The 20,999-nt window shown below is 68.7% G+C and carries 21 protein-coding genes; 8 read left to right on the top strand and 13 right to left on the bottom strand.

Translation table 11 applies throughout. The features are described 5' to 3' along the window. Positions 1–19 precede the first annotated feature (19 nt). Genes holA through H531_RS0105865 form a run of 5 tightly spaced genes read right to left on the bottom strand, consistent with a single transcriptional unit; the run spans position 20 to position 4,075 of the window. On the bottom strand, positions 20–922 hold the full coding sequence (gene holA / locus H531_RS0105885; protein ID WP_022798435.1) for a DNA polymerase III subunit delta: 903 nt from the start codon (positions 920–922) through the stop codon (positions 20–22). Next, a complete protein-coding gene (locus H531_RS0105880; RefSeq protein ID WP_022798434.1) occupies positions 922–2,079 on the bottom strand; it encodes an acyl-CoA dehydrogenase family protein in 1,158 nt (385 codons plus the stop codon). Before H531_RS0105880 ends, holA begins: the two co-directional genes overlap by 1 nt. Positions 2,080–2,102: 23 nt before the next feature. Next, a complete protein-coding gene (locus tag H531_RS0105875) occupies positions 2,103–2,312 on the bottom strand; it encodes a heavy-metal-associated domain-containing protein (RefSeq protein WP_022798433.1) in 210 nt (69 codons plus the stop codon). 4 nt (positions 2,313–2,316) lie between these two features. Beyond that, positions 2,317–2,742, bottom strand: a complete 426-nt coding sequence (locus H531_RS0105870; RefSeq protein ID WP_022798432.1) for a DUF1999 family protein — start codon at positions 2,740–2,742, stop codon at positions 2,317–2,319. A 7-nt stretch (positions 2,743–2,749) separates the two neighbouring features. After that, positions 2,750–4,075, bottom strand: coding sequence for a vWA domain-containing protein (locus H531_RS0105865; protein ID WP_022798431.1), 1,326 nt, complete (start codon positions 4,073–4,075; stop codon positions 2,750–2,752). 36 nt (positions 4,076–4,111) lie between these two features. Between H531_RS0105865 and tsaD the strand changes: the two genes are divergently transcribed. Continuing rightward, the gene (gene tsaD, locus H531_RS0105860; protein ID WP_028490682.1) at positions 4,112–5,083 is read left to right on the top strand and encodes a tRNA (adenosine(37)-N6)-threonylcarbamoyltransferase complex transferase subunit TsaD; all 972 of its coding nucleotides are present in this window, start codon (positions 4,112–4,114) and stop codon (positions 5,081–5,083) included. A 38-nt stretch (positions 5,084–5,121) separates the two neighbouring features. After that, positions 5,122–8,118: a preprotein translocase subunit SecA gene (gene secA, locus H531_RS0105855; protein WP_028490681.1), complete on the top strand. Its 2,997-nt coding sequence runs from the start codon at positions 5,122–5,124 to the stop codon at positions 8,116–8,118. Positions 8,119–8,152: 34 nt separating this feature from the next. Here secA and H531_RS0105850 read toward each other — a convergent pair whose 3' ends face one another. From H531_RS0105850 to H531_RS0105820, 7 genes are all read right to left on the bottom strand, one after another. Next, a complete protein-coding gene (locus H531_RS0105850) occupies positions 8,153–8,887 on the bottom strand; it encodes a YebC/PmpR family DNA-binding transcriptional regulator (RefSeq protein WP_022798430.1) in 735 nt (244 codons plus the stop codon). Further along, the gene (locus tag H531_RS0105845) at positions 8,874–10,409 is read right to left on the bottom strand and encodes a cation:proton antiporter domain-containing protein (RefSeq protein WP_022798429.1); all 1,536 of its coding nucleotides are present in this window, start codon (positions 10,407–10,409) and stop codon (positions 8,874–8,876) included. Before H531_RS0105845 ends, H531_RS0105850 begins: the two co-directional genes overlap by 14 nt. A 59-nt stretch (positions 10,410–10,468) precedes the next feature. Further along, entirely contained in the window at positions 10,469–11,104 is a 636-nt protein-coding gene (locus H531_RS0105840) for a DsbA family protein (RefSeq protein WP_022798428.1), read from the bottom strand. Positions 11,105–11,138: 34 nt separating this feature from the next. Next, positions 11,139–12,083 carry a polyamine aminopropyltransferase gene (speE, locus tag H531_RS0105835; protein WP_022798427.1) on the bottom strand — a complete coding sequence of 315 codons (945 nt, stop codon included), beginning with the start codon at positions 12,081–12,083 and terminating at the stop codon, positions 11,139–11,141. 2 nt (positions 12,084–12,085) lie between these two features. Beyond that, a complete protein-coding gene (speD, locus tag H531_RS0105830; RefSeq protein ID WP_028490680.1) occupies positions 12,086–12,487 on the bottom strand; it encodes an S-adenosylmethionine decarboxylase in 402 nt (133 codons plus the stop codon). Positions 12,488–12,506: 19 nt separating this feature from the next. Then, positions 12,507–15,080 carry a DNA translocase FtsK gene (locus tag H531_RS0105825; RefSeq protein WP_022798425.1) on the bottom strand — a complete coding sequence of 858 codons (2,574 nt, stop codon included), beginning with the start codon at positions 15,078–15,080 and terminating at the stop codon, positions 12,507–12,509. Between the two features lie 73 nt (positions 15,081–15,153). Further along, on the bottom strand, positions 15,154–15,645 hold the full coding sequence (locus H531_RS0105820) for an OmpH family outer membrane protein (RefSeq protein ID WP_022798424.1): 492 nt from the start codon (positions 15,643–15,645) through the stop codon (positions 15,154–15,156). Between the two features lie 99 nt (positions 15,646–15,744). Here H531_RS0105820 and H531_RS0105815 point away from each other — a divergent pair, with 99 nt between their 5' ends. Both H531_RS0105815 and H531_RS0105810 read left to right on the top strand, forming a co-directional pair. After that, entirely contained in the window at positions 15,745–16,185 is a 441-nt protein-coding gene (locus H531_RS0105815; protein ID WP_022798423.1) for a hypothetical protein, read from the top strand. Positions 16,186–16,279: 94 nt separating this feature from the next. Continuing rightward, the gene (locus tag H531_RS0105810) at positions 16,280–16,912 is read left to right on the top strand and encodes a CBS and ACT domain-containing protein (protein ID WP_022798422.1); all 633 of its coding nucleotides are present in this window, start codon (positions 16,280–16,282) and stop codon (positions 16,910–16,912) included. A gap of 8 nt (positions 16,913–16,920) precedes the next feature. Here the strand turns inward: H531_RS0105810 and pheA are convergent, their stop codons facing one another. Further along, the gene (gene pheA / locus H531_RS0105805; RefSeq protein WP_022798421.1) at positions 16,921–17,742 is read right to left on the bottom strand and encodes a prephenate dehydratase; all 822 of its coding nucleotides are present in this window, start codon (positions 17,740–17,742) and stop codon (positions 16,921–16,923) included. A gap of 44 nt (positions 17,743–17,786) precedes the next feature. Between pheA and H531_RS0105800 the strand changes: the two genes are divergently transcribed. Genes H531_RS0105800 through H531_RS0105785 form a run of 4 tightly spaced genes read left to right on the top strand, consistent with a single transcriptional unit; the run spans position 17,787 to position 20,999 of the window. After that, positions 17,787–18,527 carry a response regulator gene (locus H531_RS0105800; protein ID WP_022798420.1) on the top strand — a complete coding sequence of 247 codons (741 nt, stop codon included), beginning with the start codon at positions 17,787–17,789 and terminating at the stop codon, positions 18,525–18,527. A gap of 3 nt (positions 18,528–18,530) precedes the next feature. Continuing rightward, on the top strand, positions 18,531–19,553 hold the full coding sequence (locus tag H531_RS0105795; protein WP_022798419.1) for a lipid II:glycine glycyltransferase FemX: 1,023 nt from the start codon (positions 18,531–18,533) through the stop codon (positions 19,551–19,553). Beyond that, entirely contained in the window at positions 19,540–20,145 is a 606-nt protein-coding gene (locus H531_RS0105790; protein ID WP_245540666.1) for a hypothetical protein, read from the top strand. Before H531_RS0105795 ends, H531_RS0105790 begins: the two co-directional genes overlap by 14 nt. Continuing rightward, positions 20,142–20,999 (top strand): LptA/OstA family protein, encoded by an 858-nt coding sequence (locus tag H531_RS0105785; RefSeq protein WP_022798417.1) that lies wholly within the window; start codon positions 20,142–20,144, stop codon positions 20,997–20,999. The genes H531_RS0105790 and H531_RS0105785 overlap by 4 nt, the downstream gene beginning before the upstream one ends.

Raw genomic sequence — 20,999 nt, 5'->3', positions numbered from 1 at the left:
CCCGGGGCTGACCCGCGGGTCAACCGGCAAGGCGGAGGACGGCCGCCTCGAGGGCGAGCCAGGGGTCCTTGCCCCCCTTGGCGCGCCTTTCCGCCTCTATGAGGGTGTCCAGGGCTTCCGCAAGCCCTTCCCGCTGCAGGCGGCGGGCCTCCTCCAGGGCCTTCCGGGCGGCGTAGGGGTGGACCCTGAGGCGGGAGAGGTCCTCCTCCTTGGGCCTGGGGGTTTCCTGGAGGAGGAAGTGGGCCTTGGCGAGGAGGGCGAACTGCCAGGAAAGGGCTCCGAGCACCCGCAAGGGCTCCTCCCCTTCCTCCTTAAGGCGCTTTAGGCGGGCCAGGGCCTCCTTGGGGTCCTTCCCCAGCACAGCCCTCACCAGGTCAAAGCCGCCCACGGGGGGTTTGAGGGCCACGGCGCTTTCCACCTTCTCCAGGGTGAGGGGCGGGGTGAGGAGGGCAAGCTTCTCCAGCTCCCGCTCCAGGGCTTCCAGGTCCACGGCCTCCTCCCCTGAGGGGGGAGCCACGAGGCTCGCCAGGTACTGGGCCACCCCCGAGGGAAGCCGGAGGCCCAGGCGTTTGGCCCGGTTCTCTAGGTGCCGGAGGAGGTCCTTCCCCTTTGGGGTGGGGAAGTCCCGCCGCTCCCGGCTCCGGTAGAAGGCAGCCCGGGAGGGGCTTGGCCTGGGGTCCAGGACGAGGACGGGGACCTCTTCCGGGATCCCTTCCAGGAAAGGCTTGAGGGCCTTCCACTCCCCCTCCGAGAGCTCCCGAAGGTCCAAAAGCGCCCCCCCGGTCCCGAAGAGGCCAGGGGAGAGGGCCTGGGCGAGGGCCTCGGGCGTGGGCTCGGTAAGGCGGGAAAGCCCCCATAGCCGCGCTTCCTGCCAGAAGGCCTCCTTGGCCAAGAAGGGATCCCCGGTAAAGGCCACCAGCATCAGAAGGCGCTCTCTTCCGTGAGCTCCCGTCCCAGGACCAGGGTGTGGACCTCGTGGGTCCCCTCGTAGGTGTAGACGGTCTCCAGGTTGAGCAGGTGGCGGATGGCGTGGTACTCCAGGGTGATCCCGCTCCCCCCCAGGATCTCCCGGGCGAGCCTGGCCCCTTCCAGGGCCTTTTTCACGTTCTGCCGCTTGGCCAAGGAGACCTGGGCGGGCTTAAGCCTCCCCTCGTCCTTGAGCCGGGCGAGCCGCCAGGCGAGGAGGAGGCCCTCCGTGTGCCAGGAAAGCATCTCGGCCAGCTTGGCCTGCACGAGCTGTTTGGCGGCGATGGGCCGGCCAAAGCTCTGCCGGCTTTTGGCGAAGTCCAGGGCCTCGAGGAGCACGGCCTCCAGCGCCCCCATGGCCCCCCAGGCGATGCCGAAGCGGGCCTGGGTAAGGCAGGAGAGGGGGGCCTTGAGCCCCTCCGCCTTGGGCAGGCGCAGGGCCTCGGGGACCCGCACCCCCTCCAGGATGAGCTCGCTGGTGGCCGAGGCCCGTAGGCTCATCTTGCGCTTGACCTCCCGGGCCTGGAAGCCCTTGGCGTCGGTGGGCACCAGGAAGCCCCGCACCACCCCCTCCTCGTCCTTGGCCCAGATGAGGGCGAGGTGGGCCAGGTGCCCGTTGGTGATCCACATCTTGTTCCCTGTGAGGACCCAGGTGTCCCCTTCCCGCCGGGCCCGGGTCTTCATGTTGCCGTAGGGGTCAGAGCCCCCGTCGGGCTCGGTGAGGCCGAAGCACCCCACCATCTCCCCCCGGGCGAGCCTGGGGAGGAACTGCCGTTTTTGCTCCTCGCTCCCGAAGGCGTAGATGGGGTACATGACCAGGGAGCTCTGGACGCTCACGAAGCTCCTGAGCCCCGAGTCCACCCTTTCCAGCTCGTAGCAGATGAGGCCGTAGGCGGCGCTCGTCACCCCCGCTCCCCCGTACTCCGGGGGGAGGGTGGCCCCCAGGAAGCCTAGCTCGGCAAACCTGGGGACGAGGTGGGTAGGGAACACCCCCCTTTCCCACCACTCGGCGATGTGGGGCAGGGCCTCCTTCTCCAGAAAGCGGCGGGCCGCCTTCTGCACCTCCTTTTCCTCCGGGGTGAGGAGGTCCTCCACGGCGTAAAAGTCCAGCATGGGGCACCTCGGCTTTCAGTCTACTAGAGCATGCCTGCGAGGAAGCCCTCCTCCCGGAGGGTGCGGATCAGGTCCATGACCGTGAGGGTCTGGGGGTCGTATTCCACCAGGACCTGGGCCGGGCCCGTGGCCTGGGCCTCGGCGACGCCTTCCAGGGCCTTAAGGGCCTCGAGGATTCGCGCCATCCCCTCTGGGGTGGGCTCCCCGCGAATCCCGATCAACACGCGGCTCATGGCCCTATTCTAGGACGCCTCGGGTTTCCCCCCGCATCCCGCGGCTTCCCAGGACCCGCACCGCCAGGACCAGGGGCCCCACGGCGAAGCCCTGGGCTTTGAGGGCCTCTTCCAGCTCCTTGCGGGCGGGGTCCAGGTGCAGGGCCACCTCGTAGACCCCGGCGTCGTAGGCGCTCTTCACCACGGCCTGAAGGAGGCCCTGGAGGACCTCTTGCGCCTTTCCCTCAATCCGGGTGATGAGCACGGTGGTGGCCTCCCCTTGCCAAACCGCCTGGGCCAGGGCAAAGCCCAAGGGCTCCTCCCCTTCCTCGGCCAGGAAGGAGTGGCCCGTGCGGGCGAAGAACCGGAGGGCCCCGAGGCGGAGGGGCCTTGCCCCCGCTACCCGGTTCAGGCGGTCCAGGTCCTCCTCGGCGAAGGGGCGAAAGCGCATGGCTCCATTATGCCCCTTGTGGCCTCCGCAGGAAGAGGAGGCCCTCCGCGAGGAGGGTGAGCCCCGCCAAAAGGGCCAGGAGGCGGCCCGCCCCTCCGGGGGCCCTGGGGAGGAAGCTCCCCTCGGGGACAGGGAGGAGGGTCTCCTCCGGGGCGAGGAGGCCTTGCCGCACCTCCCGGTAGGGCTTCAGGAACTGGTAGACCAAAAGGGGGAAAAAGGGCCGGTCCTGGATGGCGGGGAGGGGGGGGAGGTAAAGGCCCCCTTCGGCGAAGTAGAGGAGGCCCACGCCACCCTCCCCTTCGGCCAGGGCCTGCCAGCCCTTTGGGGGCCTGGGGGGCGGGGGAAGCCTTTCCCCCAGGAGGACCACCCCTTCCAGAAGGGGATGGGGGGCGGTGAGGAGGACGGGAAGAGGGCTACCTCCGGAGGGGGCCAGGTAGAGGGTGGGCCCTTCCGGGGGGCCTTGGGGCACGCCCACCCGCACCCGGACCTCGTTTCCCGGCACGGCGGAGAGCAGGCGGAAAAGCCTCTCCAGGGCGGGAAGCCTCGGGAAGTCCACCCCCAGGCGCCTTAGGCCGAAGGCCGACCGGTCGTCCAGGGGCAGGGCGTCCTGCCCTTGGAGCCGGGCGGAAAAGGTTTGGGGGAGGCCCTGAAGGCGGGCGTAGCCCCGGGCGGGGACCCGCACCTCCCGCACCCTGCCCCCCACCTCCACCCGGGCCAGGCGGGGGGCAGGGGCGCTGTTCCCCACCGCCAAAAACCTCGGGGCCACCGCCACGATCCCCAGGTTCTCCTGGGAGCTTCCCACCCCCAGGTACCCCTCTACCCCAGGGGGCGGTGGGCCGTCCGTGGCCACCACCACCGGGGCCTTGAGAAGCCTCCTTCCCAAGGCGATGGCCGCCTCCAGGTCCGCCCCCCGGTCCTTGGCCTCCAAGGCGAGCAACCTCTCCTTTAGGGCCACTCCGGGAGCGGGGCCGAAGGCGGTGGGCCTTTCCCCCGCCCGCACCAAGACCGCCTCCGGGGCCCTTTCCAGGAGGGGAAGGAGCCGCTTTTTGGCCAGGTCCAGGCGGGTCTCCCGGCCCTCCAGGGCCGCCATGCTGGCGGAGGCGTCCACCACGAAGACCATGGGGGAAGGCCCCAGGGGAGGGTCCTCGAGGGCCAGAACCAGGAGGGCCCCGGCCAAGAGGAGGAGGAAAAGCCTGAGGTCCGGCCGGGGGCGGAAGCGCCTCGCCTGCCCCCTTTTCCAAAGCCACACCCCGGCCCAGGGCTTGGGCCTAGGGGCGCGCCTCCGGTAGAGGAGGTAGACGAGGAGGAGGACGGGAAGGAGGAGCCAGAGCACCCTGCCCTCAGGCTACCCCTTGCTAGAGTGGAGGCGGTGTGGGTCTTGGGGATGGACACCTCCTGCGACGACACCGGGGTGGGCCTGGTGCAGGACGGCGAGGTGCGGGTGAACCTGGTGGCGGGTCAGGTGCGCCTGCACGAGGCCTACGGCGGCGTGGTGCCGGAACTCGCAAGCCGGGAACACCTGAAGGCCCTTCCCGCCCTCGTCCAAAGGGCCCTGGCCGAGGCGGGGATAGGGCCCCAGGACTTGGACCTCATCGCCGCCACCCGGGGGCCCGGCCTCATCGGGGCCCTCCTCGTGGGGTACACCTTCGCCAAGGGCCTGGCCTTTGCCCTGGATAGGCCCTTCTACGCCATCCACCACCTCGAGGGCCACATCGCCGCCGCCTGGCCCGAGGACCTAAACCCCCCCTTCCTCGCCCTGGTGGCCTCGGGAGGGCACACCCACCTGTACGAGGTCCTGGACCTGGGCCGCTACCGCCTCCTCGGGGCCACCCGGGACGACGCCGCCGGGGAGGCCTTTGACAAGGTGGCGAGGCTCTTGGGCCTCGGCTTCCCCGGGGGGCCGGAGGTGGAGCGCCTGGCGGGAGAGGCGGAGGAGGCCCTTCCCTTCCCCGTGCCCCTCAGGGATCAGGAGGGGTACGACTTCAGCTTCTCCGGGCTCAAGACCCACGCCCTCCGCCTGGTGGAGAAGGGCCTCCCCAAGGCCGCCCTGGCCAAAGGTTTCCAGGAGGCGGCCATCGCCCACCTCGCCGAGGTGGTCTTAAGGGCGGCGAAGAACACGGGGCACACAACCCTCCTCGTGGCCGGGGGGGTGGCGGCGAACCGGGCGCTGCAGGAGCGCTTTAAGGAGGCAGGCCTGCAGGTCTTCTTCCCGCCCCGGGGCCTTTCCCAGGACAACGGGGCCATGATCGCCCTGGCCGCCTGGCGCCGCTATAGGAGAGGTTTTCCCCCAAGTCCCCTTTCCTTGGGGGCCACCGCCTACTGGCCCCTCGAGGGGCCCTGAGGGGTTTCTCATCCCGAGGGGGTACAATCGGGCTTAGGATGCTGGGCCTCATACGGAAGCTCTTTGACAACAACGAGCGGGAGATCGCCCGCTACCAGAAGCAGGTGGTGGAGCCGGTAAACCGGCTCGAGGCCGAGGTGGAGAGGGTCCAGGACCTCGCCGCCGCCTACCGCGAGCTCAAGGAGAAGCACGAGAAGGGGGCCTCCCTGGACGAGCTCCTCCCCATGGCCTTCGCCCTCACCCGGGAGTCGGCCAAGCGCTACCTGGGCATGCGGCACTTTGACGTCCAGCTCATCGGCGGGGCCGTCCTTCACGAGGGGAAGATCGCCGAGATGAAGACGGGGGAGGGCAAGACCCTGGTGGCCACCCTGGCCGTGGCCCTAAACGCCCTCACCGGCAAAGGCGTCCACGTGGTCACGGTGAACGACTACCTGGCCCGGCGCGACGCCGAGTGGATGGGGCCCGTCTACCGGGGCCTGGGCCTCTCCGTGGGGGTCATCCAGCACGCTTCCACCCCCGAGGAGCGCCGCCGGGCTTACCTTTGCGACGTCACCTACGTGACCAACTCCGAGCTCGGCTTTGACTACCTCCGGGACAACATGGCGATAAGCCCCGAGCAGCTCGTCCTCCGCCACGATCACCCCCTCCACTACGCCATCATTGACGAGGTGGACTCCATCCTCATTGACGAGGCCCGCACCCCCCTCATCATCAGTGGCCCCGCCGAGAAGGCCACCGACCTCTACTACAGGATGGCCGAGATCGCCAAGAAGCTGGAGAGGGGCCTGCCCGCCGAGCCCGGGGTGCGGAAGGAGCCCACGGGGGACTACACCATTGAGGAGAAGAACCGCTCCGTCCACCTCACCCTCCAGGGCATCGCCAAGGCGGAGAAGCTCCTCGGGGTGGAGGGGCTTTTCAGCCCGGAGAACATGGAGCTCGCCCACATGCTCATCCAGGCCATCCGGGCCAAGGAGCTCTACCACCGGGACCGCGACTACATCGTCCAAGACGGCCAGGTCATCATCGTGGACGAGTTCACGGGCCGCCTCATGCCGGGCCGGCGTTACGGGGAGGGGCTCCACCAGGCCATTGAGGCCAAGGAGGGGGTCCGGATTGAGCGGGAGAACCAGACCCTGGCCACCATCACCTACCAGAACTTCTTCCGCCTCTACGAGAAGCGGGCGGGGATGACCGGCACCGCCAAGACCGAGGAGAAGGAGTTCCAGGAGATCTACGGCATGGACGTGGTGGTGATCCCCACCAACCGGCCCATGATCCGCGTGGACTTCCCCGACGTGGTCTACCGGACGGAGAAGGGGAAGTTCTACGCCGTGGTGGAGGAGATCGCCGAAAAGTACGAGCGGGGCCAGCCCGTCCTGGTGGGCACCATCAGCATTGAGAAGTCCGAAAGGCTCTCCCAGATGCTCAAAGAGCCCAGGCTGTACTTCCCGCGCCTGGAGATGCGGGTGGAGCTTTTCAAGAAGGCCAGCGCCAAGCAACAGGGCCCCGAGTGGGAGCGCCTGAGGAAGCTTTTGGAAAGGCCCACGGGCCTCAAGGACGAGGACCTCGCCCCCTTTGAGGGCCTCGTTCCCCCAAAAGGGGCCCTGCGCACGGCCTGGGAGGGGCTTAAGCGGGCGGTGCACACCCTCTCCGTTCTCCGCCAGGGCATCCCCCACCAGGTCCTAAACGCCAAGCACCACGACAAGGAGGCGGAGATCGTCGCCCAGGCGGGCCGCTCCAAGACCGTCACCATCGCCACCAACATGGCGGGCCGGGGCACGGACATCAAGCTCGGGGGCAACCCCGAGTACCTGGCCGCCGCCCTTCTGGAGAAGGAGGGCTATAGCCGCTACGAGTGGAAGGTGGAGCTCCTCATCAAGAAGATGGTGGCGGGCCAGGAGGAGGAGGCCCGGGCCCTTGCGGCCGAGCTCGGGGTGAGGGAGGAGCTTCTTCACAGGATTCGCGAGATCCGGGAGGAGTGCCGGGCCGACGAGGAGAGGGTGAGGAAGCTGGGGGGGCTTTTCATCCTCGGCACGGAGCGGCACGAGTCCCGCCGCATAGACAACCAGCTCCGGGGCCGCGCGGGGCGCCAGGGGGACCCGGGGGGGAGCCGCTTCTACGTCTCCTTTGACGACGACCTCATGCGCCTCTTCGCCTCCGACCGGGTCATCGCCATGCTGGACCGGATGGGCTTTGACGACTCCGAGCCCATTGAACACCCCATGGTGAGCCGCTCCATAGAGAGGGCCCAGAAGCGGGTGGAGGACCGAAACTTCGCCATCCGCAAGCAGCTCCTCCAGTTTGACGACGTGATGGCCCGCCAGCGGGAGGTCATCTACGCCCAGCGCCGCCTGATCCTCCTGGGGAAGGACGAGGAGGTGCGGGAGGCCGCCTTGGGGATGGTGGAGGAGACGGTGGCGGCCATCGCCGAGAACCACCTAAACCCCCAGGTCCACCCGGAGGACTGGGACCTCGAGGCCCTCAGGGCTGCCCTCCTGGACACGGTCCCCCAGCTCGAGGGCTTCCCCTTCCCCGAGCTCCGCGCCCTCAAGGCCGAGGAAGGGGTGGAGCGGCTGGTGGAGGCGGCCCTGAAGGCCTACGAGGCCCGGGAAAGGGAGCTCACCCCTCCCCTCATGCGGGCGGTGGAGCGCTTCGTGATCCTCAACGTGGTGGACTCCGCCTGGAAGGAGCACCTGCACAACCTGGACGTCCTCCGCCAGGGGATCTTCCTCCGGGGCTACGGCCAGAAGGACCCCTTCCAGGAGTACAAGTTTGAGGCCACCCGCCTCTTCAACGAGATGGTGGCCTCCATCAAGGGGGAGGTGGCCAAGTTCCTCTTCCGCCTCAAGGTGGAGGCCGAGCCCGTGCGCCCGGCCCCCTACACCCCCGTGCCCGAGCCCGAGGCCAAGCCCCAGGAGGCCGGGGTCTTTGGGGTGGCCAAGAAACGCCCCTCCACCCCCCCTCCCCAGCCGGGGCTCTCCCGGGCGGAGCGCCGCCGCCTCATGCGGGAGGAGAAGAGGCGTAAGAAGGAGTAGGCCTTATACCCTTGCGGGGACTTCGGGGGGGGTACTAGGCCTCCACCTGGAGGCCCGCGGGGTCTAGGTTGGTGTAGACGTGCTGGACGTCGTCCAGGTCCTCTAGCGCCTCCACCAGGCGCATCACCTTGGCCGCCTCCTCCGGGGAAAGGGTTACGGTGTTCTGCGGGTGCTGGGCCACCTCCACCGCCTCCACCCGCACGCCCCGCCGCCGCAGCTCCTCGGCGATGCGGTAGACGTCGGCCGGATCGGTGTACACGGTGAGGCTTTCCCCTTCCTCCTCCAGGTCCCAGGCCCCAAGCTCAATGGCGGCCTCCTGGGCGGCCTCGCTGTTCTCACAGACGAGGATCCCTTTCCGTTCAAACTGCCAGGCCACGCTTCCGGAGGTGCCCAAGGAGCCCCCGTGCTTGGTGAAAACGTGGCGCACCTCGCTGGCGGTGCGGTTGCGGTTGTCGGTGAGGGCGTAGACCAAGACGGCCACCCCCCCGGGGGCGTACCCCTCGTAGACCACCTCTTCGTACTGCTCCGCGCCCTCCCCGCCCCCTTGGAGCTTCTGCAGGAGGCGCTCAATGTTCTCCATGGGCACGTCCTCGGCCCGGGCGGCCTCAATGGCGTTCCGTAGCTGTACGTTGGCCTCGGGGTAAGGGCTTCCTCCGGCCCGGGCCGCTGCCTGGATGGCCCTAAGGTGCTTGGAGATGATCTTGCCGCGCTTCAGGTCGTTCGCGGCCTTCTTCCGCTTGATCTGGGCCCACTTGCTATGACCGGCCATGGCTCACCCCACCCATTATAGCCAGCGCCTCCAGAACCCTCTCCGCCAGGCGTTCCCCCGCCTCGCGGAAGGGGTGGAAGAGGAGGGTGACCCCCGCCCCCTTAAGGGCTGGGTCCTCCTCCAGGTGGAAGCTGGTGGCGGCCACCAGACCCCGGAAGCCCCGCTCCTTAAGCCAGCGGGCGGCGAGGAGCTTGGCCTCGAGGTCCGGCATGGCCAACACCACCGCCTTCAGCCCCGAAAGGTCCAGCCTTTCCCAAAGCTCCGGGTCCTCTGCGTCCCCGTAGAGGACCTTCCTCCCCTTGGCCCGGTGGCGCTCCACCTTCTCGGGGTCGGCGTCCAGGCCGAAGGGCCGCTCCCCTTGGGCCTCCAGCACCCGGTAGACCGCCCCTCCGGTGCGTCCCATACCCACCACCAGCACCGTGGCCCCATCCAGGCGCTCGGGTTCCTGATCGGGGTGGACGCCCCGGCGTTCCCAGGGCAGGAGGAAGCGTTCTAAGCGCTTGTAGAGCCCGTGGCTCTGCCGGGCCAGGGGGGCGGAGAGGAGCATGGAGAGGGCCACGGTGAGGGCCAGGGTGGCCAGGCCCCCTGGCAGGGCCCCCTGCTTTTCCAGGGCCACGCCCACGATCAGGGCGAACTCCGAGGCGTTAGCGAGGTAGAGCCCCGCCACGAAGCTGGTGCGGGCCCTGAGGCCGAGGAGGAGGAGGAGGGCGAGGTACAGGGGGGCCTTGAGCAGGGAGAGGAGGAGGAGGCTGAGGACCAAGCCCCAGTCCACCCCGGCCAGGCCCTGCCGCATGCCGATCTCCAGGAAAAAGGCTACAAGGAAGGCTTCCTTCAGGCTCCAGAGGGCCTTGCCCATCTCCGTGCCCTTGGGGTGGCCGGAAAGGAGGGCCCCCGCCACCAGGGCCCCGAGCTCGGGGGGAAGCCCAAGCCAACGGAAGCTTTCCCCGCCTAGGAGGGCGAGCCCGAGACCGAAGAGGACCAAAAGCTCCTCATGCCCGCTTCGCTCTAGGAGCCAAGCCGTTCCCCGGCGCAAAAGGGGCAGGAAGAGGAGGAGGGCTGCCCAGGGGCTTGGGCCGTGGGCCCCGTAAAGGGCGAGGAGGCCCACGGCCACCAGGTCCTGCAGGACCAGGATGCCGATGGAAAGCCTCCCGTGGTAGGTGGTGAGCTCCCTCTTGTCCTCCAGGATCTTGGCCACCAGCACCGTGCTGGAGAAGCCCAGGGCTAGGGCCAGGGGAAGGGTTTTCACCCAAGGAAAGGCCAGGAGGCTGAAGAGGACGAGGAGGAGGCTTCCTGCTCCCAGGGCCCGGGCCTCGAGGAGATCCTTGAGCCTGAGCTTTACCCCCACGCTGAAGAGGAGGAGGAGAACCCCCACCTCCGCCGCCTGGCGCAGGAAGGGCGTCTCCCGGAAGCCCAGGGCGTGGAGGGCAAACCCTGCCCCCAGGTAGCCCACCAGGGGCGGGAAACCCAGGCGGCTTGCGAGAAGGCCCAGGGCGAAGGTCGCGCCCACCCAGAGGGCTTCCATGCCCCAAGGGTAGCAAAGGGGGCAGGGGAAGCCTACCCCCTGCCCCAAGCCCGACCTGCCTACTTTTTCTCAGCCAAGGCCTTGTCCAAGAGGGCCTTCCACTCCTCGTAGGGCAAGAAGCCCGTGCGCTTCTCCCCCGCGATGAAGAAGGTGGGGGTGCCCGTAAGGCCCAGGTCGGTGGCGAGCTTCTGGTCGGCCAGGACCTCTTCGCGGTGCCGCCCCGAGGCTAGGCATTCCGCGAAGGCCTTTGGGTTCAGCCCCAGCTGGCCGGCCAGGTCGGTGAGGTACCGGTCCAGGGAGGGGCCCTCCAGGCCGCCCCAGCTCGCCGCCGCCCGGAAGAGGACCTCGTGGTACTCGTAGTACCGGCCCTCTTCGGCGGCGCAGGCGGCGGCCTCGCTCGCCCGGATCACGTTCGCCTGGCCGGGGAAGGGGAAGTCCCGAAAGAGGTAGCGCACCTTGCCCGTGTCTATGTACTCGGCCTTGAGCCGGGGAAGAACGTTTAGGGCGTGGTTCTGGCAGTGGGGGCAGAGGTAGTTGGAGAAGTCCACCACCACGAGGGGGGCGTCCTCCCGGCCCAAGGCGAACCGGGCTCCCCGGGCGGGGTCCAGGCCGGCTTTTCCTTTGGGACCGAGGAAGATCCAGCCCAGGCCCACCAGGGCGAGCACCATCACTACGGCCACGATGACGCGCGGCATGGGCTCACTGTACCACGCCCCTGCCTGAGAAGCCTTAGCCCGGGAGGGGAGCCTGCCGGGCCTCCCCCTCAGGGGTGACGTAAAAGGGGTTTTGATCGGTGGAGACCAAGGTTTCCTGGGCGATGGCCTCCTCCAGGTCCTTGGGGAGGACGAACATGGCCTCGAGGTAGGGGGCGGAAAGGTGGCGCAAGGGGAGGCCCCGCTCGCGGATCCGGGCCTCCATGACCCCTTCCGAGAAGGCTGCGGGGTCAAAGGCGTCGGAGGCCAGGAGGAAGCCGAAGTTCAAGAAGAAGCCCGGGATGTGGTTTTTATAGCTCCGCACATAGCGGAAGGCCTCCCGCACCGTCCGGTGGACCACGGGGTGGATCCGGTGGTGGGTGAGCATGATCATCCCCGCCTGCATCCCCATGACCCCGCCTGGGTTCAGCCGGCTCTTCACCAGGCGGTAGAACTCCACGGTGTAGAGCAGCCTGGCCGGGTTCTCCTCCCCCACGGGGTCGGTGAGGTCAATGAGGATCACGTCGTAGGTGTCCGGGTTCCGCTCCAGGTAGGCCCGGGCGTCCTCGATGACCAAGACGGTGCGGGGGTCCTCAAAGGCCCCCTGGTGCCACTCGGGCATGTGGGCCTTGGCCACCTCCACGAGCTCCCCGTCGATGTCCACCATGACCGCCTTTTCCACCGTGGGGTGCTTGAGGACCTCCCTCAGGGTAGCCCCTTCCCCGCCCCCCACCACGAGCACCGCCTTGGGCTCGGGGTGGGCGAGCATGGCGGGGTGGACCAGGGTCTCGTGGTAGATGTACTCGTCCCGCTCCGTGCTCTGCACGTCCTTGTCCAAGACCAGAACCTTGCCAAAGCCCTTGGTCTCAAAGAGGAAATAGTCCTGGTAGCGGGTGCGCCCCGAGGCGATGACCCGCTCCATGCGGCGCACCATGGTTTCAAAAGGGGTGATGTGCTCAAAGAAGTACATGCCGTAGTCCATGGCTAACCCTCCTTTTGCGCGCCGAAGGCGCGGCGCTTGATGGCGTGCTCCGTGCCCCGCCAGTAGCGGAAGGCGGACTCCTCCTTGGCCCCAAAGGCCCGAGAGAGCCCCTTCAGGACCTCCTCCGGGTCCACCCCGTCCCGGTAGAAGTAGAGGTCCAGGGTGGCCGAGGCGCCGTCCTCAGGCCAGGTGTGGATCATCACCGCGGCCACGGGGCTCACCACCGCCGCCGAAAGCCCCTGGGGGTGGAACTTGTAGACCACGGACTGGGCCGATTCCCTAGGGGCGCCCAGACGCATCACCGCGTCCAGAAGGGCGGCCTCCACCATTTTGGGGTTCTCCAGCACGTCCAGGTCGCAGCCGTAGATCTCCGCCACCCAGCGCCCGCCCGGCACCGTTTCCACGAGGGCCCATGTTAGCACATCAGCCGAAGAAGTCCTTGAGCTGCTCCTTGGTGATGAGGACCTCCCGGGGCTTGGACCCCCGGGCCGGCCCCACGATGCCCATGGCCTCGAGGGCGTCCATGAGCTTGCCGGCGCGGGCGTGGCCCACAGAAAGCCGCCGCTGCAGGCGGCTCACCGAGCCGTAGCCCTCCTCCACCACGATCTCCGCCGCCTTCTTCAGGAGGGGGTCGGAGAAGTCCACCTCGCCCACGCCCCCTCCCTCCGGGAGCCTGGGGGGCTCAAAGTCGCTGGCGTAGGCCTCGGCGAAGCGGTCCTCGTGGCTTTGCCCCCGGAGGAAGCCGGCCAGGCGGGCCACCTCCTCTTCGGAAATGTAGGGCACCTGGAGGCGCACGGGCTTGGGGAGGCCCGGCTGGTGGAAGAGGGCGTCCCCCTGGCCGATGAGCTTCTCCGCCCCTTGGGTGTCCAGGATGGTGCGGGAATCAAAGCCGCTGGAGACGGCGAAGGCCAGCCGGGCGGGGATGTTCACCTTGATGAGGGAGGTGAGGATGTCCACGCTGGGGCGCTGGGTGGCGAGGATGAGGTGCATCCCCGTGGCCCGGGCCATCTGGGCGAGGCGCAGGATGGCCGCCTCCACCTCCTTGGGGGCGGTCATCATGAGGTCGGCCAGCTCGTCCACCACGATGACCAGGTAGGGGAGGGCCTCCTCGGGGCCCACCTTGGCGTTGTACTGCTCCAGGTTCCTCGCCCCCACCCCGCTCATCATCCGGTAGCGCCTTTCCATGTGGGCCACGGCCCCTTGGAGCACACCGGCGGCCTCCTCTGGGCTCGTCACCACGGGGCGCACCAGGTGGGGGATCCCCTCGTAGGGGGTGAGTTCCACCATCTTTGGGTCAATGAGGAGGAGGCGCAAGGAGGTGGGGAGGTGCCGGTAGAGGAGGCTTGCGATGAGGGCGTTGATGGCCACGCTCTTGCCGCTTCCCGTGGAGCCAGCGATGAGGAGGTGGGGCATTCGGGCGAGGTCCCGCACCCAGATCTCCCCCTCTATGCTCTTGCCCAGGACCAGGGGGAGGAGGCCCTTGGCGTGCTGGAAGGCGGGGGAGAGGATGGCCTCGGAGAGGCGCACCACCTCGCGCTTGGGGTTCGGCACCTCGAGGCCCACGGTGTGCTTCCCGGGGATGGGAGCCTCTATGCGTACCGCCCCCACCGCCAGGGCCCGGGCCAGGTCGTTCTGAAGGCTCTGGATGCGGCTGATTTTCTCCCCCGGGGCGGGGAGGAGCTCGTAGCGGGTCACCGAGGGCCCCCGGGCGTGGCCCACCACCTCGGCCTGGACCCCGAACTGCCTTAGGGTTTCCCCGATGGCCCGCTTCAGGCGCTCCGCCTCTTCCTCCAGGGCCCGGCTCGTCCCCTTGGGCTCGGGCGGGTCCAGGAGGTCAGGGGGAGGGAGGGCGAGGGCGGCGGGGGCGGGCGGGGTCTTCTCCTGGGGCCTTTCCTCCCGAACGGGCTCGGGGAAGACCAAGTCCAGGTCAAAGGGCTCGGGTTCCGGGGCTGGGGGTGGGGCCTCCTTGGGGGGCGGGCTTCCCGTGAGGAGGGCCTTGAGGGCCTCCTTCTCTGCCTCGGGGTGGGCGGCGAGAAAGGCCAGCCAGCGGGAAAGCTCCCCAAAGCGCTCCTCCAGGTCCATGAGCAGGCCGGAGGCCTCCTCCCAGCGGGCCCTTCTTTCCTCCAGGAGCCTCTTTCCCCGGAGGAGGCCCCGGAGGCTCGGGGACACCCGGGGAAGGGCGGAGAGGGCTTTGAGCCTGGCCCGGAGGGCCTGGGCCTCGAGGAGCAGGGCGGCCCGCCTCTCCTCCAGGGCGTCCCGCAAGGGGCCTGTTCCGGCCACGGGGGTTTTCAGGCCCTGGAGGAGGGCCTGGAGCCTGGGCTCTAGCGGGCGTTGCTCCTCCCCCAGCCGCTTTTCCAGCTCCTTGGCCCGCTCGGCCAGGAAGGCCCTAAGGGCCTGCTCCACCTCGGGGAGCTCCTCGGGGGAGAGGCTTTCGCCCAGGGCCTTGAGGGCGGTGTGTTCGGGGTAGAGGCGGGCCAGGCGGGCGATTTGGGCCTTGAGGAGGAGGGTCTTCACCCCGTAGCGCCCCCGGCGTACCCCTTCCACCCCGAGGCGCAGCAGGCCGAGGAGCAGGTGGAAGGGGGGCCTTCCCCGCCAGAGGTCCAGGACCAAGGAGGCGAGGAGGGCGGGGAAGAGGAGGCCGAGGGCCCCCGCCTGGGCCTCGAGGGCCCGCCTCCAGCCCTCCCCCAGCCTTCCCGAGAGGGGGCCGAGGAGGGGAGTGAGGGCGAAGGCCAGGAGGTGGGCGTGGAGGAGGTGCCGGAGGAGGGGCTTAAGGGGATGGTGGCGGTATAGCGCGTAGGCCAGGAGGAAGAGGCCGAAGGGCACCAGGTAAGCGGGAAGCCCCAGGAAGCGGTAGAAGTGCTCCTCTAAGAACTCCCCCAGGGCGGCGGTGGGAAGGAGGAGGGGGGAGAGGAGGAAAAAGCCCGCCCCTCCCGCCAGGGCAGAGAGGGCCTCGAGGTCGCGGTTGCGCGTGGGCTTCGCGGGCTTCCGCTTAGCCATCGGAGGCATTATATAAAGCGGGGGGAAGAGGAGGAAAGGGCCCCGGCGCTTCCGGGGCCTTGCTCATCGGGGCTTAGCGCTTCAGCTCCCGGATGACCGCCTGGGTGAGGTCGGTTTCCTCGTCGGCGTAGACCACCAGGCCCGACTGGGCCGCCACCTGCCGGCTCATGACCACGGCGAAGCCCTGGGCCTTGGCCACCTTGGCGATGGCCTGGTCCACCTCCTCCAGGATGGGCTTGAGCACCGGGTTCTGCCGTTCCTGCCAGCGCTTGAGGGTGTCCTGATAGGTCTTCATCAGGGCCTCGTAATCCTGGCGCTCCTTGGCGGTGGCCTGTCCGGAGCGCACCTTCTGGTCCAGGGGCTTGAGCTTCTCCTCGAGGGGGGCGAGCTCCTTGCGGGCCTGGGCCTGGAGCTCCTGCACCTTCTTGTAGTCGGGGTGGGCCTGGACCAGGGCATCGGCGTCCACGAAGCCCACGCGGCTGGCCACGTTTTTGTTCTGGGCCAGCATGGGGGTAAGGAGGGCGCCCAGGGCCAGAAGAAGGAGGGCCGGGGAAAAGCGCTTCATGGGAAAGAGCCTACCGGCCTTGGGTGAAGGGCGCGTGAGAAAATCCCCTCTTCCCTGTTGGCCTGGGCTGGGGTACCCTAGCCCCCGGGAGGTGACGGTATGAGGAAAGCCTTCTTCCTTCTCGCGCTTTTGGCCTTGGGAACAGGAGCTTGGGCTGAGCGGGCGGTTTCCTTCCGCCTCTCCCTTCCCCCTGCGGGCCTCGGGCTCGGCCTCGAGGCGCCCCTGGAGCGGAACACCGCCCTCCGGGTCTACGGGGACCTCTTCCCCTCCGGGCCCTCCTTCCTGGTGGCGGGGGACTTCCTTTTCAAGCCCGACCTGGGGCAGGTGGACCGCGACCTCAGGGGCATCCGCCCCTACTTCGGCGGGGGCCTTGGGGTGTGGATCCCCGGCGGCAGCAACCCCGAGGTGGGCCTCGGGCTTTCCCTGGGGGTGGAGTTCCTGCTGGACCCCCGCACCGGCCTCTTCCTGGACGGGGAGTACTTCTACGCCTTTGGCGGCGGGCGGTTCGGCCGCACGGTGATCGGGGTTAACCTGCGCTAAGGGACGTGGGCAAGCCGGGGCCCGGCCTATGGGGCTGGGCCTTGGGACATTCTTCCCCCTCCGCCCGGGATAGACTGCAGCTTGGAGGTGGACCATGCTGGTCAGGGACTGGATGACGCGGGACCCCCTTACCGTCACCCCCGACACCCCGGTGTTGGAGGCCATCCACCTGCTTCGGCAGAGGGGCTTCCGTCGCCTCCCCGTGATGAGGGACGGGAAGCTCGTGGGCCTGGTGACGGACAAGGACCTCAAGGACGCCATGCCCTCCAAGGCCACCACCCTTTCCGTCTGGGAGATGAACTACCTGCTCTCCAAGCTCCCCGTGGAGGAGGTGATGGCCAAACCGGTGATCACCATCGCGGCCGACGAGCCCCTGGAAAAGGCCGCCCTCCTCATGGAGGAGAAGAAGATCGGGGGCCTCCCGGTGATGGAGGGGGAAAGGCTTGTGGGCATCATCACCGTCACCGACGTCCTTCGGGCCTTTATTGAAGCCCTGGGCTTGAGGCTTGGGGGCCTGCGCATCACCGTGGACATTCCCGATGTGCCCGGGGCCTTGGCCCAGATGGCCCGGGCCGTGCCCCCAGCCAACATCGTTTCCATCGCCACCGCGGCCCACCTTCCGGGCTACCAGCGCCTGGTGATGCGGGTGGTGGGGGAGGACGTGGCGGGGGTACCGGAAAGGCTCAAGGCCGCGGGGGAGCGGGTGGTGGACGTGCGCTCCGGCTGAACCTTCCCTTAAGCGCCGTTCCGGTAGGCGGGGTAGGAGCCTAAGACCTTGAGAAAGGCCGCCCGCCGTAGGAGCCCCAAAAGGGCCTGGGCGGGCCCCGGCTCTTCCAGATGGCCCTCGAGGTCCAGGTAAAAGAGGTAGCTGAAGGGCCTGTCCCGCCTGGGCCTGGACTCCAGCTTGGTGAGGTTCACCCCGGCTTCGGCAAAGACCTGTAGAGCCTCCAGAAGGCCCCCGGGGCGGTGCCTTACGGCGAAGACGATGCTGGTCTTGTAGGGGCCTTCCCCCTTTGGGGCCTCTTCCCGCCCGATCACGAAGAAGCGGGTGTAGTTGTGGGGATAGTCCTCAATGTTCTCCGCCAGCACCCTAAGCCCGTAGAGCTCCGCGGCCCGCCTCGAGGCGATGGCCCCTACCCCGGGCTCAGGGTTTTCTGCCAGGGCCCGGGCCGCCCCCGCCGTGTCGTAGACGGGGATCGGGGCGAGGCGTAGGCGGGCCAGGAACCCGTCGCACTGGGCCAGGGCCTGGGGATGGCTCTTCACCGCCTTGAGCTCGGTGAGCTCGGTACCTTCGGGGGCGAGGAGGCAGTGCTCCACCCGGTGGACGATCTCGCCTACCACGTGGAGGTCGCTTTCCAGGAGGAGGTCGTAGGTCTGGTTGATGCTGCCGGCGGTGGTGTTCTCCACGGGCACCACCCCCAGCTCGGCCTCTCCCGACTCCACCGCCTCAAAGACCTGATGGAAGGTGGGGAACCCTAGGGGCGTGGCCCCGGGAAAGGTCTTGAGCAGGGCCTCCTCGCTGTAGGCCCCCTCGGTTCCCTGAAAGGCGATCCTCATACCCATTCATGGTACGCTAAGGGCCTGGGGTTTAGGATAGGGAGGTGGCCCGGATCCTCGTAGTGGACGACGATCCCAGCCTTCGTTACCTCCTGGAGGTGGTCCTTTCCGGCGACGGCCACCAGGTGGTCCAGGCGGAGACCGCCAGGGAGGCCCTGGAATACCTGCGAAAGGAAACCCCCGACCTTATTGTTCTGGACGTGGTTATGCCCGGGATGGACGGCCTTACCCTTCTGGGCCGCATCCGGGCCGTGCGGCGGCTGGCCAAGGTGCCCGTGATCCTCTTCACGGGCGGGGGGCGGGAACTCGGGGAGGTGGGGAAGGCTTTAGGGGCGGACCTCTTCCTGGAAAAGCCCGTTACCGGACGCAGGCTCAGGCAGGCGGTGGAAGGCCTTCTTTCCCGGGAGGGCTTCCTCCTTCCGGGCGGGGAGCGGGCGGCCTCCCTCGAGGAGGTGCGGGTCCGCCTGGCCCAGGCCCTCCCCGAGGAGGCGCGTTTCAAGGCCCTTTGGCGGAGGACCCAGAGCCGCAGAGCCCTGCTCCACAACCTCACGGCCAAGGGGTGGACCGAGGCCTTCTTAAGGCGCCTCCTCCCCGGGAACTACGACCTTTACGACCTCCTCGGCCACCTGGCCTACGGCTGGCCCCTCCTTCCCATAGAGGTGCGGGCCTCCCGGGTTCAGGACCCCCGCTTCGCCGAGGCGGTGAAGGCGTACCTGAAGGCCGGGCGCCTTCCCCTGGAGGGGAATGGGCTGGTGGAAGAGCTGGCCTCCCTTCTGTACGCTTGAGGGGTGCCAGAGCTCCGAGAGATCACCGACCCCGAAGCCTGGAACCGCCTGGTGGCGGGCTTTCCCATCACCAGCGCCCTGCAGTCCTGGGGATGGGGCGAGGTCAAGCGCCTTTCCGGCTGGGAGCCCAGGCGGCTTGCGGTCTACGAGGGGGAAAGGCCCTTGGGGGCGGCCCAGGTCCTCCTTCGCCCCCTTCCCGGGGGGCTTGGCCTGGCCTACGCCCCTCGAGGCCCCGCCCTTTCCCGCCTTCAGGACCTTCCCCGGGTGGCCCGGGCCCTGGCCCAGGGGGTGCGGGGCACCCACCTGGTTCTGGAGCCCGAGGCGGGCCTCGCCCTCGAGGAGCCTCCACCGGCCTTCCCCGGGCTTTACCCGGAGGAGCCGGTACAGCCGGCCTTCTCCCTCTGGCTGGACCTCACCCAAGGGGAGGAGGCCCTCCTCCGGGGCATGAAGGAGATGCACCGCAGGAACGCCCGCCTGGCCCTGAAGCGGGTGGAGCTCGCCATCGCCGGGGAGGAGGCCTTTCCCGAGTTCTTCCGCCTCTTTGAGGAGACCAACCGCCGGGCCAGGCTCCTGCAGCACGCCGAGGCCTACTACCGGGCGGTCCTTCGGGAGATGAACCAGCCCTGGGGCGAGGCCTTCCTCGCCCTGGCCCGGAAGGAGGGGGAGGCCCTGGCGGCGGGGCTCTTCGTGGCCTTTGCCGGGAAGGTGGACTACCTCTATGGGGGGAGCAGCCGCGCCCACCCCGAGGCCAAGGCCCCCATGGGGATGCACCTCGCCGCCATCCGCCACGGGATGGCCCGGGGCTACCGGATCTACGACCTTTGGGGGGTGCCGAGGAACCCCGAAGGGAGCCACGCGCAGGGGATCTTTCGCTTCAAGGAGGGGTTTGGGGGGAGGAGGGTCTGGTTTCCCGCCTACGCCCTCCCCCTCTCCCCCCTTTACCGCCCCTTGAAGGTCCTTTTGCGCCTGCGCAAGACCTGGGTGAACCTTCGGGTGCGGGGCAACCCCCGGGATGTTTTGGGCTAGGCGTCATCCTTCTCAAGGAGCTTGGGCTAAGGTGAAGGGCGTGAGGCGCCTCTGGCCTTTCCTCCTTGCCCTCTTCCTTCCCCTCCTCTTCCTCTTTCGCCCCCCTAGGGGAGCGAAAGAGGGGCCTCCGGTGAGGCTGGAGGGGGTGGAGTTCACCCTTTTCCCCGAGGAGGAGGGGGTGGTGTGGCGGTTTCGGGCGGAGGCGATGGTGGAGGAGGGGGGGGTTTTCCGCATCCGCGGGGGGCTTTCCGGCGCCCGGTACGTGGAGGGGCGGCTGGACCTGCGCCTTTTCGCCCCCGAGGTGGTGGTGGAGCCGGGGGACAACCTCCGGGCTCCCTACGCCCGCGTGGAGATCCTCAAGGGGTGCTACCGCCTGGAGCTTTCCGCCCCCGGGAAGGGGGAGGTGCTCATCCGGCAGAAGGAGGGCTTTCTCGCCCCTTGGGTGCGGGTAGAGGCCCCCAACCTCCGGGGCGAGGCCCGGGATTTCCGCTCGGACTTCGGCCTCCAGACGATGGAGGCGGGAAGCCCCCGCTTTGAGTTCCCCGCAGGAGGAAGCTTTGGCCCCTGCACCGTGGAAGGAGGCAGCGCATGAGAAAACTGGGCTGGATCTGGCTTTTAGGCCTGGCCTTGGCGGCCACGGGCGTCCGGGTGATCCAGGTGGAGGGCGGTCGGCTCTCCGGGGACCTGCGCTTTGGTCCCTGGACCTTTGAGGGTGGGGTCAAGGGCCGGGTGAAGGACCTCCTCATCGAGGCCCCGAGGGCCACCCTCACCGCGCCTAAGGGCAAGACCATGCAGGAGGCGGAGGGGGAGCGGGAGGCCCGGTTTGAGGGAGGGGTGGTGGTGAAGAGGGGACGCGTGGAGGCCAGGGGGCCCATCCTGGTCTACCAGGAAAGGACCGGGGAAGGGGAGCTTCTGGGCCCGGCCAGGATGCGCCAGGAGCCCAAGCCCGGGGAGGATCCCGTGGAGGTGGAGGCCAGCCGGATGACCTTCCAAGTGGATACGGACACCTCCACCAGCGAAAACGCCCTCCTCAAGAGCGGCAACCAGGAGGGCCGGGCGGGCTTCGTGTACTACGAGGAGGAGCGTGGCCTTGCCGTCTTTACCGACCCCAAGGAGGTGGTCCTCACCCGCAAGCGCAAGGAGGGGGACCTCAGGATCCTGGCCAAGGAGGTGCGGAGCCTCACCGGTCCCAAGCGGCTCGTCGCCACCGGGGGCGTGCGGCTCCAGGATGGGGACCTGGTGACCACCGGGGAGAGCCTCTACTACGACGACACCACCGGGGAGGCCATCGTCTTGGGTAGGCCTGCGGTGAGCGAGAACAAGAAGGAGGGCTTCCGGCTTTCCGGCTCCACCCTTCTCCACAACGTGAACCGCCACCAGGTGCGGGTGTACGGCAAGGCCTTCCGCCTCCCCCTGGAGGACTTCCGTAAGCTTGGGGAAAGGTGA

The sequence above is a fragment of the Thermus islandicus DSM 21543 genome (assembly GCF_000421625.1).
GTDB classification, from domain to species: Bacteria; Deinococcota; Deinococci; order Deinococcales; family Thermaceae; genus Thermus; species Thermus islandicus.
The sequence above is the reverse complement of the archived record's forward strand: the minus strand, read 5'-3'. Positions and strand labels throughout refer to the sequence as shown.